Source organism: Rubrivirga halophila, from assembly GCF_046845755.1.
In the GTDB taxonomy this organism is placed as follows: domain Bacteria; phylum Bacteroidota; class Rhodothermia; order Rhodothermales; family Rubricoccaceae; genus Rubrivirga.
This window is the reverse complement of the sequence record NZ_CP177357.1, coordinates 3,504,182-3,518,741: the sequence shown is the minus strand read 5'-3', so window position 1 is coordinate 3,518,741 and position 14,560 is coordinate 3,504,182. Positions and strand designations below refer to the sequence as shown.

Below are 14,560 nucleotides of genomic sequence, written 5' to 3'. Positions count from 1 at the left end.
CCCGGCCCGGCGTCGGGGGCGACCTTGTCCGGCCGTGCCCCAATTCTCCGCCCTCGCGCTGACCGCGCTGACGATGGCTGCGTTCGCGGCCAACTCCGTGCTCGCCCGGCTGGCGCTGACCACGACCGACATCGACGCGGGCGTGTTCACCGCCGTCCGCGTGGCCGCCGGGGCGCTCGCGCTGCTGGCGCTCGTCGGCGTGCGGCGCGAGCGGGTGGGCGGGAGCTGGGGCTCGGCCGCCGCGCTGGTGGCGTACGCCGGCTTCTTCTCGATCGCGTACCTCCGGCTGCCGACCGGCGCCGGGGCGCTCGTGCTGTTCGGGGCCGTCCAGCTCACGATGATCGGGTGGGGCGTCGCCCGGGGGGAGCGGCCGAGCGGTCCGGCGTGGCTCGGGATTGCGCTCGCGTTCGGCGGGCTCGTCGCGCTCGTCGCGCCGGGGCTCACGGCGCCGCCGCTGGCGCCTGCGCTCGCGATGGCCGCCTCGGGCGCCGCGTGGGGGGCGTATTCGCTGCGGGGCCGGGGCTCGGCCGCGCCGACGGCCGACACGGCCGGCAACTTCGCCCGCGCCGTCCCCCTCGCGCTCGTCGGGGCGGGGGTGTGGGCGTTGCTAGGCCCGGGCACACTCGCCGCGGACGGGCCGGGGCTGGCGTACGCCGTCGCCTCCGGCGCGCTGACCTCCGGGCTGGGCTACGCGCTGTGGTACCGCGTGCTCCCCGCCCTCCGTGCCGCGACCGCCGCGACGGTCCAACTCAGCGTGCCCGTGCTGGCGGCGCTCGGTGGGCTCGCCCTCGTCGGCGAGCCGGTGACGCTGCGGCTGGCGGTCGCCGGGGCCATCACGCTCGGTGGGATCGCGCTCGTCGCTCGGGCGCGCTAGCCAATCGGTACGTCCCGACCCCATCTGTCACGGCCCTGAGGTGGGGAGCCCCGGCGCAGGGCCGACTCGGCCGGTCCTCGCGCTCGGCCCGACATCCCCCCGGCGTCGCTCCGCTCCGCGTCCCCCTTCGAAGGGGGGCCCCGCAGGGGTGGGGGATGTCCGCGTAGGCGGCGGGCCCGACCGCGGCCACGAGGCGGGCGACCGCGAACGGAGCCTGCCTGGAACGCCGACGCCGGGCCGTCGTGAGGCGGTCTCTGCTCCGACCCGATGCCTGACCCCCTCTTTACCGCCCGCATCCCGGTCCGCTGGGGCGACCAGGACGCGCTCGGCCACGTCAACAACGCGGCGTACCTGACCTACTTCGAGCAGGCCCGCATCGAGTGGCTCCGCAGCCTGGCCGATGACGCGGGCGACTGGCCCGGCGCCCCGACCTCGGGCCCCATCCTGGCTGCCGCCGACCTCCAGTTCAAGCGGCCCATCCACTACCCGGCGACCGTCGTCGTGACCATGACCGCGCGGCCGCCGGGGCGGACCTCGGCCGGCGTCGACGCCGAGATCCGGGTCGACGGCGACGACGAGACCGTCTACGCGACCGCCGGCACCACGCTCGTCTGGGTCGACTACGCGAGCGGCCGGCCGACGCCGCTGCCGGACGCGCTCCGCGCCCGCCTCTCGTAGTGCGCGGGCTGCTCCGCCGGATCGACCCCGTCGCGCGCGCCGTCGACCGCGCGCGGCGCAAGCTCCGCGACGCGGCGGGCCTGGAGCGCCGCGCGGTCACCCTCTCCGACGGCCGCGAGGTGGTGTACCTCGACACCGGCGGCGACCACCCCGTCCTTGTCGCGCTCCACGGCATCGGCGCCAGCAAGGACCACTGGGCCCGGCTCGCGGCGCTCGTGCGCGACCGGGTCCGCGTCGTTGCCCCGGACCTCCCCGGCTTCGGCGAGAGCGCCGTCACCGGCGACCTGTCGATGGCGGGGCAGGCCGAGACCGTCGTCGCGTTTTTGGACGCGCTCGGGCTGGACCGCGTCCACCTCGCGGGCTCGTCGATGGGCGGGCGGATCGCGGCCGAGCTGGCGCACGCCGCGCCCGAGCGCCTGCGCTCGTTGTGGCTGCTCGCGCCGGCCGGCGCCGACGGCGACCAGGTGTCGGAGATGATCGAGGGGCTGTTCGCAGGCGACGGCGTCCCGCTCTTTGCCCGGACCGCCGACGAGTACGCCGCCTCCGTTGCCTTCTCGATGCGCCGCCCGCCGGCCATCCCGCGCCCGGCGCTCCGCGTGCTGGCCGCCGAGAGCGCCGCCGCCTACGACCGCACCGTGGGCGTCTTCTGCGACATGAGCCTGGAGATGGGGCTCGGCCTGACGACGGAAGAGCTGGTGGCCGGGCTCGCGGTGCCGATGCTCGTCACGTGGGGGGCCGACGACCGCGTGCTCCACCCGTCCGGCGCCGCCACGCTCGCGGCCGGAGTGGCCGACGCGACGGTCGACGTGATGGACGGCATCGGACACCTCCCGATGATGGAGGCGCCCCGTCCGACGGCCCAGGCGTTCCTCGCTTTTTTGGACGCGCACCCGGACGCCTGACCCGCATCGGAGCCAATGGAGGGAGGGCGAGAGGGCGTTGTGTCCGACTCCGGGCCGAGGCATCTTGCGGTCCCCACCCGCCCGCCGCCATGCCTCGGATCCTGTCGCGCCTCGTCTTCTTCGGCCTGCTCCTGGCCCTCGCCGCACCCGCCAGCGCGCAGTGGACGAACCGCTACCCGAAGGTCCCCGGCTTCTCGCACCACGTCTACCTCGAGGGGTTCGACCTGCCGACCTCGGCGGCCGGGCCCACCGACCCCGCGCCCTCGCCCGACGGGCAGACCGTCGCGGTCGCGTCGCGCGGGTGGCTGTGGCTCCTCGACCTCGACACGCGCCGCGCCCGGCGGGTCACCCGCAGCGCGGCCGTCGACGCGCGCCCGGCGTGGTCGCCGACGGGCGACCGCCTCGCCTTCGTCCGCGACGACGCGCGCGAGACCTGGATCGTGGTCCTCGACCTGGCGACGGGCCAGGAGACGATCGTGGCCCAGGCGCCCGGCCTGGAGCTCGACCCTGCGTTCACGCCCGACGGCGGTGCGTTGCTCTACGCCGCGGCCGGCGACGCCGGGCTCGGTCTCCGCCGCCTCGACCTCACCACGGGCGCCGTCACAGTCGTCACCGACGGGCGGGGGCTGGCGCTCGCCCCTCGGCCCCACTCCGACGGCGCCCACGTCGTCTACCTCGCCAAGCAGGGCGGCGACCAGGTTCGGCTGCGGACGCTGGCGACGGGCGATGAGGCCGTCCTCTACGACGGCAGCATCCTGTCCCAGACGCGGCCCGCGCTCTCGCCCGACGGCGGGACGCTTGCCTTGGGCCTCCCCCTCGACGACGGCTGGGAGTTGGTCGTTGCCGCTGTGGCCGACCCCGGGCCCGCGCTCCGGCTGCTGGCCGGCGCCGCCCCGCCCCTCGCCCCCGCCTTCTCCGCCGACGGCGCCCACGTCTACTATGCCCAGGCCGACGCCGCCGAGCGGATCCGCGTGATGCGCGTCGCCACCGAGGGCGGGACGCCCGAAGAGGTCGCCGTCGCGGCGTGGGACTGGGGCGTGCCGACGGGGACCGTCACCGTCCGCACGACGCTCGACGGGGCGTCCGCGCCGGCCCGGCTGACGCTCGCCACCGGCAACGGCCACCCCCTCTTCCCCGACGCCGGGCAGGCCTGGTTCGATGGTGAGAACGGCGTCGTCTACACGCCGTCGCCGGGGGCGCTGACGGTGACGGTGCCCGCCGGGACGGTGACGGTGGCGGCGGTGCAGGGGCTCGCGACGCCGGTCGAACGCGCCACGGTGACGGTCGGTGACGGGGAGGCCGCGGCCGTGACGCTGGCGCTGGAGCGCGTCTGGGACGGGGACGGCTGGCTGACGGGCGACCAGCACTTCCACCTCAACTACGGCGGGCCCTTCGCCCTCGCCCCTGGCGACCTCGACCCGCTCCTGGCCGCCGAAGCCCTCGACGTGGCGACGCCGCTCGTGGCCAACCTCCACAACCGCTACATCGACGACGAGCTCTGGGGCACCGACCGGACGGCCGCGCTGCCGTACCGCGTGTTCGGGCAGGAGGTCCGGTCTCACTTTTTCGGGCACGTCGGCTTGGTGGGTACCGAGACGCTGTTCCACCCGTGGATCTGGGGGCCGGGCTACGAGGTCTTCGCCCGCGACGACCGCGAGAACGCGACGGCCATCGCCCACGCCCGCGCCGAAGGCGGCATCGGCACGTATGTCCACCCCGTCTCCGTCCGGGACCCGTTCGCCGCCGGCGCGGGCGCCGCCGTCCCCGCCTCGCTCGTGGCCGACGGCGTCTTGGGCGACCTCGACGGCCTTGAGGTCGTCTGCCTCTGGACCGACGACCTCGGCACGTCGGAGCTGTGGTACCGCCTCCTCAACCTGGGCCGCGTCGTCGTGCCGATGGCGGGGAGCGACGTGATGAGCAACTTCTACCGGACGATGGCGCCGGGCACCGCCCGCGCGGTCGTCCGCGCCGCGCCGGGGGCGACGTACAAGGACTACATCGACGGCCTGAAGGCGGGCCGCAGCGTCGTCACCACGGGCCCATTCCTGGACGTGCGCATCGCGGGCGCCGAGCCGGGCGGCGTGATCGCAGGCGGCCAGGCGGAGTGGACCCTCGACCTCGCCTCGGCGGTGCCGGTCGACCGCGTCGAAGTCGTCGTCAACGGCGTCGTCGTCGAGGTTCGAGAGGGGCTCGCCGAGCCCGGGCGGCGGAGCTACCGCGGGACCCTCGCCCTCCCCGAGGCCGGGTGGGTGGCCGTCCGCGCCGTCGGCGACGCGTCGCAGGGCTGGCCGACGATGGCGGCGTATCCGTTCGCCCACACGGCGCCGGTCTGGATCGGGAGCGTCGGCAGCGTCGACGCCGAGGCCGCGCGGGCCGCCGCCGTCGACCTCTTGCGCGTGCTCGACGCGTCGGAGGCCCGGTTCGAAGCGGCCTACACGGGCGTCGACGCGCCCGCGCTTCGGGCTCGCTACGCCCGGGCTCACGCCGAGTTGGAGCGACGCGCCGGGCGCTGACGGGGGCCTACGCCGCGACCGCTGCGCCCACCTCGCCGCGCGCCGGGTAGTCCTTCTCGACAACGAAGTCGACCGTCTTGAGGAACGATGGCAGGTGCGGGCGGCCCCACGGCGCCGAGTTGACGGCCGCGTAGTACAGCGTCCCGTCCGGGCGGACGAGAAAGAAGCCGGGCTCGCTGAACCGATCGGGCTCGCCGTCCTTGATGCCGTCGCTGAGGTACAGGCCCCAGGCGCGGGCCGTCTCCTCGGTCATCCCGTACCCGATGGGCACGCCCTCGACGGCCCAGTCCATCCGCGCCTTCCGCGCCCGCGCGGCCGAGTCCATGCTCACGGCGATGACGTCGACGCCGCGCTCGGCGTAGTCGCCGCGGACCTCGGCGAGCGTTTCGAGGTAGCTCTTGCAGACGGGGCAGTGAAGCCCGCGGTAGGCAATCACGAGCGTGAACGTCTCGGGCGACTGGTCGGCGAGCCGCCACGTGTCGCCGTCGAGCGTGTCGACGGTGAGGTCGGGGGCGGGCTGGCGGGGGAGGGGCGTGGTGGGCATGAGAGGCAGAAGAGGTGGAGGGCTCTCACGGACGCCCGCCGCCATCGATCCGCGCGGCCCGCATCTCAGGCGCCTGCTGAGCCGAGCAGGGCGTTGGCGATGGCGCCGAGGTCGGGGCCCTGGAGGTCAGGCGCGGGCCAGCCGGGGACGAGCGCCTTGCCGGGCCGGGCGACGAACGCCGTCCGCATCCCCGCGCGGTGCGCGCCCGCGATGTCCCACGCGTGCGCGGCCACCATCGTGAGGTCGCCAGGGTCCGAGTCCAGCTTGCGGGCCGCGAACCGGTACGGCTCGGGCGCGGGCTTGTAGCGCTGCACCTCGTCGGCCGACATCACCACGTCGAAGCGGTCGGCGATGCCGGCGTGGCCGAGCTGCTTCTGAGCCGCGTCGAGCGTCCCGTTCGTCAGCGCCGCCAGCCGGTAGCCGGCGTCCCCCAGCCGGGCCAGCGCGGGAGGCACGTCGGGGTGCGCGGGCAGCCGAACGACAGCGTCGAGGACGCTCGCGACGTCGGCGTCGGAGACCTCGCCGTCGGCGACGCTCCGCAGGGCGTGGCCGATCAGCGTCGGGAAGTCCTGGTAGTGGTCGGTCGCCGTCGCGACGAGCCACAGGCGCTGGAGCTCGAGGAACCAGCGGGCCTGGGGGCCCCCAGTCAGCGCCTCGATCTGGGGCGCGAGCACGCCCAGGTCGAGCAGCGTTTCGTTGACGTCGAAGACGAGGGTGCGGGACATCGGAGAGGGGAGAGGGGCGCCGTGAACAACGCCCATTGGCTCGCGGGTCCACGCATCTCGGTGCGGTGGCAGGCCCTCACAAACCGGCCCCGCCCCCAGGCAGGGGACGGGGCCGATCGCCGACGACCGATCGCAGGCTACTCGACGCCCTCGGGGATCGGGAAGCCGCGGTCGCGCATGAGCGGGGCGATGCCCGCGTCGCGGCCGCGGAACAAGCGGTACGCCTCGGCGGGATCGATGGCATTGCGCGGCGCGAAGAGATACTCCACGAGTCGGGCCGAGACCTCGGGGTCGTAGAACCCGCCGGGCGCCTCGGCAAAGGCCTCGGCGGCGTCGGACGTGAGCACGTCGGCCCAGAGGTAGCCGTAGTAGCCCGTCGCGTAGCCCTCGCCGGAGAAGACGTGCCCGAAGTGGGGCGTCCGGTGGCGCATCACGATCTCGGACGGCATCCCGAGCTCCGCCAGCGTCTCGCGCTCGAAGGCGTCGGGGTCGAGGTCCGAGTAGTCGTCGAGCGTGTGGAGCTTGAGGTCGATGAGCGCGGACGCGAGGTACTCGGCCGTCGAGAACCCCTGGTTGAACGTCGCGGCCCGCTTGATCTTGGCGACGAGCTCGTCCGGCATCGGCTCGCCGGTCTCGGCGTGGACGAGGTAGGTGTCGATGACAGGGTCGGTCAGCAACCAGCGCTCCAGGAGCTGGCTCTGGAACTCGGTGTAGTCGCGGACGCCACCGTTCAGCGTCGGGTACGTGACGTCCGACGCCAGAAAGTGCAGGGCGTGGCCGAACTCGTGGAAGAGCGTCTCGGCGTCGTCGAACGAGATGAGGACGGGCTCGCCCGGGGCGCCCTTGACGAAGTTCGAGTTGTTCGACGCGAGCACGGTCTTCGGGCCCTCGAACGTGGTGTGGCTGCGGTACGTGGTCGCCCAGGCGCCCGACCGCTTGCCGCGCCGCGCGAACGGGTCGAGGTACCACAAGCCGACGAAGTCACCCGACTCGCGGTCGGTCACCTCGTAGACCGTCACGTCCGGGTGGAAGACGGGGACGGTGCCCTCCGCGACCGGCGAGAACTCGAACCCGAACAGCTCGCCGGCCACGTAGAACATCGCCGGGACGAGGTTGTCGAGCTGGAGGTACTGCTTGACCTCGTCGGAGTCGAGGGCGTAGCGGTCGAGCCGCACCTTTTCGGCGTAGTAGCGGTAGTCCCAGGTCTCGATCGTGATGCCGTCGCCCCGAGCATCCGCGACGGCCTGCATGTCGGCCACCTCCTCGGCGACGCGGGCGATGGCGGCGGGCCAGACGTTGAGCATCAGGTCCATGGCGCGCTCGGGCGTCTTGGCCATCCGGTCTTCCAAGCGCCACGTCGCATAGTCGTCGTAGCCGAGCAGGCCCACGCGCTCGTCGCGGAGCTGGAGGATCTCGGCGATGATCGCGTTGTTGTCGTTCTCGTCGCCGTTGTCGCCGCGGCTGTAGTACGTCCGCCAGACCGTCTCGCGCAAGTCGCGCTCGTCGGAGTACGTCAGGAACGGGTCCATCGACGACCGCGAGTTGGTGACGGCGTACGCGCCGGGCCGGCCCCGCTCCTCAGCGGCGGCCGCCGCTGCCGCGATGTACGAGTCGCTCAGGCCCGAGAGCTGGCTGTCGTCGAGGTACGTCACGTAGCCCTCCTCGTCGGCGAGCACGTGGTTGCCGAAGTCGGTGTACAGCTCCGCGAGCCGCTTGTCGATGGCCGCGTAGCGCTCCTTGGCGGCGCCCGTCAGCGTGGCGCCGTTGCGGGCGAACCCGTCGTAGACCAGCTCCACGAGCCGGACCTCGTCGGGCGCCAGCCCCAGCGTCGCGCGCGCGTCGTAGACGGCGCGGACGCGGTCGAAGAGGGCGGCGTTCTGGGTGATGGCCGTGCCGTACTCGGAGAGCTTGGGCGCCAGCCGCCCCTGGATCTCGCGGAACTCCGGCGAGGACAGGTTCGAGCTCCAGATGCCGTAGTACGTGAATGCGTTGTCGAGCGGCTTGCCGGCCGCCTCCATCGCGACGATCGTGTTCTGGAACGTCGGCGCGGCCGGGTTGCCGGCGATGGCGTCGATCTCGGCGAGGTGCGCGGCCATGCCGGCCTCGATGGCGGGCTCGAGCAGGTCGAGGTCCATCCGGTCGAACGCCGGGACGCCGCCGTAGGGGCCGGCGTACTCCGCCAGCAAAAGGTTATCCGTCTGAGGCGTCATGTCGGGGGCGTCGGCGGGCGGGGCGGCCGAGCAGCCCGCGAGGGCCGCCAGCAAGGCGAGGAAGGGCAGGCGCATGCGTGGAGGTCGGTTTAGAGGATGTCGAGGAGGGTGACCTGGAACGTCAACGTGGCGTCCGGCGGAATCGCGGGGGGTCTCCCGGCCGCGCCATAGGCGTCCTCCGGTGGGATGTCGAACGTCCGTGTCTCGCCGGTCGACATCCCAATGACCGCGTTGCGGAAGCCTGAGATCAGGCTGGAGTCGAGGGTGAACGTGGCTCTCGGGTTCTGGTCGAACACCGTCCCGTCCGCAAGCGTGCCGACGTACGACACGACGACCCGACTGTTGGCCTCGGCGACCGTTTCGCCGGAGTCGCAGGCGGCGGTCGCCAGCAGGAGGCCGAGCAACAGGGGGAGGGTGGTGCGCCCGGACAGAATCGGAGACATCGGGGAAAGAATTGGGTGGGGGGAGAACCTACGCCGGGGCGGAACGGGCCCCGGCCGCGCGGGCGTGCCTACCGCCGCAGCCGCTCGAAGCCCGGCGCCAGCAGGCGCCAGTAGCCCACCGGCATCAGCCGCTGAAGGAGGGCCCCCGCTCGCGCGCCCTTCGCCACCAGCAGCCGGGGCTTGCGCCGTTCGACGGCGTCCGCAATCGCCCGGCCGACCGTCTCGGGCGGCGTCGTCAGGAAGGCCCGCTCGAACCGGCCGTTGACGCGGGCCGCCGACTCGGCGTCCGCGCCCGCCGCGATCCGGGCCCGCTTCGAGATGTTCGTCGCGACGCCGCCTGGGTGGACGACGGTCACGCCGACGCCCGTCCCCGCCAGCTCGTGGCGCAGCGACTCGGAAAAGCCGCGGACGGCAAACTTGGACGCCGCGTACGCGGTCTGCTCGGCGGGCGCGACGATCCCGAACAGGCTCGACACGTTCACGATCTGGGCATCCGGCTCGCGCTGGAGGACCGGCAGAAACGCATGCGTCAGCCCCACGAGACCAAAAAAATTGACCTCGAACAGGTCGCGGATCTCGCCCATCGCCAGCTCCTCGAACCGGCCGACGAGCGCCACGCCCGCCGCGTTCACCAGAACGCTCGCGCGCCCGTGCGCGGCGACCACGGCTTGCGGTAGCGCGGCGACGGCGTCGGTGTCCGACACGTCCACGACGTGCTCTGACACCTCCACCCCCAGCGCTCGCGCTCCGCTCGCGGCCTCCGCCAGCGCAGGGGCGTCGCGGTCGACCAGCGCCAGCGCGGCCCCGCGCGCGGCGAGCGCGAGCGCCGTCGCCCGGCCGATGCCCGAGGCGGCGCCCGTCACGACGGCGACGGCCGTCGAGAGGTCGAGGCGCGTCACAGTCCGGCCACGAACTGGCGCCAGTGCCGCGCGAGCGCCACGGTCGCCCGGCGCGAGGCGCGGTTGATGGGCGTCAGCTGGGCGAACCCGTGCGGGAGGCTGGGCTGGCGGTAGAGGTCGGTCGGCGTGCCGGCAGCGCGGAGCGCACGCGCGTACGCCTCACCCTCGTCGCGGAGCACGTCGAACCCGGCGGTGACCACGAGCGCGGGCGCGAGCCCGGCGAGGCGGCCGTACATCGGCGACAGGCGCGGGTCCGTCGGGTCGGCGCCGTCGGCGTAGGTTTCGAAAAAGGCGGCGCGCAAGGCGTCGGGCAAGAGGTAGCCGTCGAACAAGTCGCGCGAGGGCCGCCACGTCGGCGTGTCGGTCGCCGGGTAGATCAGGAGTTGGGCGACGGGCGGCGCGTCGTCGGCACACTGCTGGGCGACGACCGCCGCCAGGTTTCCGCCCGCGCTGTCGCCCGCCACGGCGACCGTCCCCGCCAACCCCTCGCCCTGGGCCCACCGGAACGCGGCGATCGCGTCGTCGGCAGCGGCGGGGAAGGGGTGCTCGGGCGCCAGCCGGTAGTCGATGCTCAAGACGGCGTGGCCGGCCTGGCGGCACAGCACGCGGCACAGCTCGTCGGTCGTGTCGAGGTCGCCCTCGACGAACCCGCCGCCGTGGAAGTAGACGGTGAGTGGCGGTCGCGTGAGGCCCGCTGGCCGATACAGCCGCGCCGCCAGCCGGCCGTCGGCGCCGTCGACGGTCAGGTCCTCGACGGACCCGACGGCGGTGGGCGTGCCCCGGATGGCGACGATCTCGCGGTGGAAGCGTGCGCGTGCCGCCTGCGGGTCGGTGCGGACCGTCGTCGCCTCGTCGCCGTCGCGCGGGTTGAGGCGGAGGATCGCCTGGATGCCCGCGTCGAACGTCTGGCCGTCGACCGTGTCGGGCGGGCCCGCGAGGGCGCGCAGGGCCGGCTCGGGGAGCCATTGCAGTGCGCGGGCGCCAGCGCCACGGGCGCGCTCGGCGGGGGACGGGGCGTCAGGCCGGGACATGGACGGGCTCGGAATGGGCGGGGGTCAACGTATAGTCCGCCGGATCGAACGGGGCGACGCGGCGGCGGAAAGCGGGCACCGACCCAGGCCAGATGGCCGCGTTGCGGCCGGTCTCGTCGAGGTACCACGACTCGCAGCCGCCGGCGGTCCACACCGTGCCCTCGCCCAGCCGGTCCACCTCCTCGACCCACTCGGCTTGCGCCTCGGCCGTCGGCTCGACCGCCGCCAGCCCGTTCGTGCGCATCGCCGCCAGCGCATTCGCGACGTGCTCGACCTGGGCCTCGGCCGTGAGGATCACCGACGAGTGGCCGAGGCCGGTGTTGGGGCCCTGGATCAGGAAAAAGTTGGGGAAGCCCGCAACGGTCGTCCCGACGTGGGCGACGGGGCTCGGCCTCCAGGTCTCGGCCAGCGTCCGCCCCTCGCGCCCCACGACGAGGCCGCCGAACGGGTAGTCGTGGACGTGGAAGCCCGTCGCGAAAACAAGCACGTCGAGTGGCCGCTCGACCCCGTCGGCGCCGACGCCCGAGCGCTCGAGCACCTCGACGAGCGCGCCGTCGACGACGGTCGCGTTGTCGGCCGCGAGCGCGGGGTAGTAGTCGTCGGAGAGCAGGAGCCGCTTGCAGCCGAGCCGGAAGTCGGGCGTGAGGACGGCCCGGAGCGCGGGGTCGGCGACCTGCTTGCGGAGGTGCCGCCGCGCCAGCACGGCCTCGGCAAAGGCGGCGATGCGAGGGTGCCGGAACGCCAGCCCCAGCGCCTCGTGGCGGACGTAGAGGGCGCCCCGCACGGCCCGCTTCATCCACCCGGCCTCGGCCATCCGGCGCCGCGTGCGGTCGGCGATGGGTTTGTCGCGGCGGGGGATCACCCAGGGCGCGGTCCGCTGAAAGAGCACCAGCTCGCGCGCGACGCGCTGCACGGGCGGCACCACTTGGGCGGCCGACGCGCCCGTGCCGACGACGCCCACCCGTTTCCCCTCCAATTCCACGTCGTCGCGCCAGCGCGAGGTGTGCATCGTCTCGCCCTCGAACGTGTCCAGGCCCGGGATGTCGGGCATCCGGGGCTCGGCGAGCCCGCCTGGCGCCGCGACGAGGACGTCGGCCGTCCACGCGCCCCGGTCGGTTTCGATGCGCCACTGGAGCGCGTCGGCGTCCCACTCGGCGCGCTCGACGGTCGTGCCCAGGCGGAGGTGCGGCGTCACGCCGAGCGTCTCGGCGGTCTGTTCGAGGTAGGCCTGGATCTCGGGCTGGGGCGCGAATCGTCGCGACCAGTCGCCGTTCGGCGCCGCCGCGAGCTCGTAGAGGTTCGACTCGACGTCGCACGCCGCGCCGGGGTAGATGTTGTCGCGCCAGACGCCGCCGATGGCGTCACCCCGTTCCAAGACGATGAGGGAGTCGACGCCGTCGGCGATCAGTCGGGCGGCCGCCGCGATCCCGCCGAAGCCGGCCCCGACGACGGCCACGTGCACATGTTCAGTCATGGCGGCGGTATCCCCGATGCCCGCCCCGGTTCCGAGTCCGCGCCAAGGGGCAAGGGACTGGCGAGGCTGGCGGAGTCCCAGGCACCCCGCCACCTACGGCGTCCCCTCTCCCCTCGGGAGAGGGACAGGGTGAGGGTGTCTTCACTGATGGCGCAAGCCGGTCTGCTGGCGCTGTGCCTGTCGCCCTCCCCCGGCCCCTCCCGTCCGGGAGGGGAGGATCGGTCGGAGATCGCCGCGAGCCTGCTGGCGCGAGCCCGTGACCCCTACGCCGGGACCTTATCGGTACCCCTGCGCCTGGAGCTCGAACAGCTCGGCGTAGCGCCGCCCCGCCGCGAGCAGCTCCTCGTGCGTGCCGATCTCCTCGAGCCGACCGTCCCCGAGGACGAGGATGCGGTCGGCCATGCGGACGGTCGAGAACCGGTGCGAGATGAGCACGGCCGTCTTGCCTTCGGTGAGGTCCTTGAAGCGCTCGAAGACCTCGAACTCGGCGCGGGCGTCGAGCGCGGCCGTGGGCTCGTCTAGGATCAGGAGCTGCGCCTCGCGCATGTAGGCCCGGCCGAGCGCCACTTTCTGCCACTGGCCACCCGAGAGCTCGGTGCCCGTCTTGAACCGGCGCCCCAGCACCTGCTCGTAGCCGTCCGCCATCTCGGCCACGACCGAGTCCGCCAGCGATCGCTCGGCGGCGGCCTCGATGCGGGGCCGGTCCTCGCGCGCCTCAATCCGCCCGACCGCGATGTTCTCGGCCGCCGTGAGGTGGTAGCGCACGAAGTCCTGGAAGATGACGCCGACGGCCGAGCGCAGGCTCGCGAGGTCGTACTCCCTCAGGTCCCGTCCGTCCAACAAGATGCGGCCCTCGTCGGGGTCGTACAGGCGCGCGAGCAGCTTGACGAGCGTCGTCTTGCCCGCCCCGTTCTCGCCGACGAGCGCCAGCGCCTCGCCGGCACGGAGCGTGAACGACAACCCGCGCACGGCCCAGGCCTCGGAGCCGGGGTACCGGAAGCCGACGTTCTGGAACTCGAACCCGACGCGGATCGGCTCGGGGACCTCGACGGCGCCATCCGCCGAGACGATGTCGGGTTCGATCTCGAAAAACGAGAACAGGTCGGCCAAGTACAGCGCCTGTCCGCTCACGGTCGAGAACGCCGACAGCATCCCCTGGAGGAGACCGCGGGCCCGGCTGAAGGCGCCCGCCAGGAACGTCAGCGTGCCAATCGTGAAGCCCGGCGCGCCCGTCGCCGTGCGGTACACGATGGCGGCGAAGGCGACGTAGTAGCCCAGGCTTCCGATGGCCGCGAGCGCCGCGCCCCACGACGCGCGCCGGACCGCCAGCGATCGGTTCGCGAGGTAGTAGGCGTCCGCCAGCCGTCGGTAGCGCTCGGCGAGGTAGTCGTTGAGCCCGAACACCTTGACCTCCTTGGCCGTCTCGTCGGACGCGCCGACGTAGCGGAGATAGTCGAGCTCGCGGCGCTCGGCGGTCCACGAGTACGTCAGCGAGTAGCTCTGAGCGTTGAAATGGGCCTCGCCCAGGAAGGACGGGATCAGCGCGATGACCAGCAGCAGCAGCAGCCACGGCGCGTACGCCGCGAGCCCGATCGCGAGCGTGACGACGGTGACGGCGTCCTGGGCCTGGCCGAAGATCTGGCTCAAGAGGACGATCCGGCCGGTCGTCTGGCGCCGCGCGCGCTCGAGGTGGTCATAAAAATCGGCGTTCTCGAAGTGCGCCAAGTCGAGCGCGGCCGCGTGCTTCATGAGCCGGACGCTCGTCTCGTTCGTGAACAGGTCGCCCAGGAGCGAGTCGCACAGCGAGGTCCCGCGCGCGAGCAGGTCGGACAAGAGCGCCAGCCCGAGCTCGGCCGCCAGCAGCCACGCGAGCGTTTCCAGCGGGCCCGCCCACGCCGCCAGCCCGTCGGCCGCGACGGCGCCGCCTGCGTCGAGCGCGCCTGCCAGTCGGACCACCTCGTCGACGATCAGCTTGCCGACGTAGAGCATCGACACCGGCAGCACGGACCGGAGCGCGCGCAGGGTCAGGTTGGCCGTGAACAGCGCGGGGCTCGTCTGCCAGACCAGACGGAACAGCGGCGGGACGTTCTTGAGCGCGCCGAGCCGCTCCTGAAACGTGAGGTCGGCGACGGCCGAGCGGCCACGCCGGTTCGGGGGCGGGGCGCCGTTCGAAGAGCCGGTCGTGTGCAAGGCCATGGGCCGAACCTACCGTGCTGGCCGAGCCGCCCCGGCCCTCCGTGGAGACGCCGCGCCCGGGGCACCCCGCC

General features: G+C 73.6%; 12 protein-coding genes. 4 read left to right on the top strand and 8 right to left on the bottom strand.

Annotated elements, in window-relative coordinates; translation table 11 throughout:
• Positions 1 to 73 precede the first annotated feature (73 nt).
• The 4 genes from ACLIRP_RS15385 (at position 74) to ACLIRP_RS15370 (ending at position 4,967) form a co-directional block, all read left to right on the top strand.
• Positions 74 to 874: a DMT family transporter gene (locus ACLIRP_RS15385; protein ID WP_412063723.1), complete on the top strand. Its 801-nt coding sequence runs from the start codon at positions 74 to 76 to the stop codon at positions 872 to 874.
• Positions 875 to 1,141: 267 nt separating this feature from the next.
• Positions 1,142 to 1,552 carry an acyl-CoA thioesterase gene (locus ACLIRP_RS15380; protein ID WP_412061349.1) on the top strand — a complete coding sequence of 137 codons (411 nt, stop codon included), beginning with the start codon at positions 1,142 to 1,144 and terminating at the stop codon, positions 1,550 to 1,552.
• Positions 1,552 to 2,454, top strand: coding sequence for an alpha/beta fold hydrolase (locus tag ACLIRP_RS15375; protein WP_412061348.1), 903 nt, complete (start codon positions 1,552 to 1,554; stop codon positions 2,452 to 2,454). Before ACLIRP_RS15380 ends, ACLIRP_RS15375 begins: the two co-directional genes overlap by 1 nt.
• 89 nt (positions 2,455 to 2,543) lie before the next feature.
• Complete coding sequence (locus ACLIRP_RS15370; RefSeq protein WP_412061347.1) at positions 2,544 to 4,967, top strand: CehA/McbA family metallohydrolase; 2,424 nt, start codon at positions 2,544 to 2,546, stop codon at positions 4,965 to 4,967.
• Positions 4,968 to 4,974: 7 nt separating this feature from the next.
• Here the strand turns inward: ACLIRP_RS15370 and ACLIRP_RS15365 are convergent, their stop codons facing one another.
• The 8 genes from ACLIRP_RS15365 to ACLIRP_RS15330 form a co-directional block, all read right to left on the bottom strand.
• Positions 4,975 to 5,511: a peroxiredoxin-like family protein gene (locus ACLIRP_RS15365; protein ID WP_412061346.1), complete on the bottom strand. Its 537-nt coding sequence runs from the start codon at positions 5,509 to 5,511 to the stop codon at positions 4,975 to 4,977.
• 65 nt (positions 5,512 to 5,576) lie between these two features.
• The gene (locus ACLIRP_RS15360; RefSeq protein WP_412061345.1) at positions 5,577 to 6,236 is read right to left on the bottom strand and encodes a haloacid dehalogenase type II; all 660 of its coding nucleotides are present in this window, start codon (positions 6,234 to 6,236) and stop codon (positions 5,577 to 5,579) included.
• 137 nt (positions 6,237 to 6,373) lie between these two features.
• The gene (locus ACLIRP_RS15355; RefSeq protein WP_412061344.1) at positions 6,374 to 8,521 is read right to left on the bottom strand and encodes a M3 family metallopeptidase; all 2,148 of its coding nucleotides are present in this window, start codon (positions 8,519 to 8,521) and stop codon (positions 6,374 to 6,376) included.
• 14 nt (positions 8,522 to 8,535) lie between these two features.
• Entirely contained in the window at positions 8,536 to 8,889 is a 354-nt protein-coding gene (locus tag ACLIRP_RS15350; protein WP_412061343.1) for an FKBP-type peptidyl-prolyl cis-trans isomerase, read from the bottom strand.
• A gap of 68 nt (positions 8,890 to 8,957) precedes the next feature.
• The gene (locus ACLIRP_RS15345; protein WP_412061342.1) at positions 8,958 to 9,788 is read right to left on the bottom strand and encodes an SDR family NAD(P)-dependent oxidoreductase; all 831 of its coding nucleotides are present in this window, start codon (positions 9,786 to 9,788) and stop codon (positions 8,958 to 8,960) included.
• On the bottom strand, positions 9,785 to 10,819 hold the full coding sequence (locus ACLIRP_RS15340; RefSeq protein ID WP_412061341.1) for an alpha/beta hydrolase: 1,035 nt from the start codon (positions 10,817 to 10,819) through the stop codon (positions 9,785 to 9,787). The genes ACLIRP_RS15345 and ACLIRP_RS15340 overlap by 4 nt, the downstream gene beginning before the upstream one ends.
• Positions 10,806 to 12,293 (bottom strand): flavin-containing monooxygenase, encoded by a 1,488-nt coding sequence (locus ACLIRP_RS15335; RefSeq protein ID WP_412061340.1) that lies wholly within the window; start codon positions 12,291 to 12,293, stop codon positions 10,806 to 10,808. Before ACLIRP_RS15335 ends, ACLIRP_RS15340 begins: the two co-directional genes overlap by 14 nt.
• 276 nt (positions 12,294 to 12,569) lie before the next feature.
• Positions 12,570 to 14,483, bottom strand: a complete 1,914-nt coding sequence (locus ACLIRP_RS15330) for an ABC transporter ATP-binding protein (protein ID WP_412063722.1) — start codon at positions 14,481 to 14,483, stop codon at positions 12,570 to 12,572.
• Positions 14,484 to 14,560: the final 77 nt, after the last annotated feature.

Bases quoted from the DNA above. Each gene is read 5' to 3' on its own strand.
- ACLIRP_RS15385 (WP_412063723.1), top strand. From the start codon at position 74: ATGGCTGCGTTCGCGGCCAACTCCGTGCTCGCCCGGCTGGCGCTGACC.
- ACLIRP_RS15360 (WP_412061345.1), bottom strand. From the start codon at position 6,236: ATGTCCCGCACCCTCGTCTTCGACGTCAACGAAACGCTGCTCGACCTG.
- ACLIRP_RS15365 (WP_412061346.1), bottom strand. From the start codon at position 5,511: ATGCCCACCACGCCCCTCCCCCGCCAGCCCGCCCCCGACCTCACCGTC.
- ACLIRP_RS15370 (WP_412061347.1), top strand. From the start codon at position 2,544: ATGCCTCGGATCCTGTCGCGCCTCGTCTTCTTCGGCCTGCTCCTGGCC.
- ACLIRP_RS15340 (WP_412061341.1), bottom strand. From the start codon at position 10,819: ATGTCCCGGCCTGACGCCCCGTCCCCCGCCGAGCGCGCCCGTGGCGCT.
- ACLIRP_RS15380 (WP_412061349.1), top strand. From the start codon at position 1,142: ATGCCTGACCCCCTCTTTACCGCCCGCATCCCGGTCCGCTGGGGCGAC.
- ACLIRP_RS15335 (WP_412061340.1), bottom strand. From the start codon at position 12,293: ATGACTGAACATGTGCACGTGGCCGTCGTCGGGGCCGGCTTCGGCGGG.
- ACLIRP_RS15350 (WP_412061343.1), bottom strand. From the start codon at position 8,889: ATGTCTCCGATTCTGTCCGGGCGCACCACCCTCCCCCTGTTGCTCGGC.
- ACLIRP_RS15355 (WP_412061344.1), bottom strand. From the start codon at position 8,521: ATGCGCCTGCCCTTCCTCGCCTTGCTGGCGGCCCTCGCGGGCTGCTCG.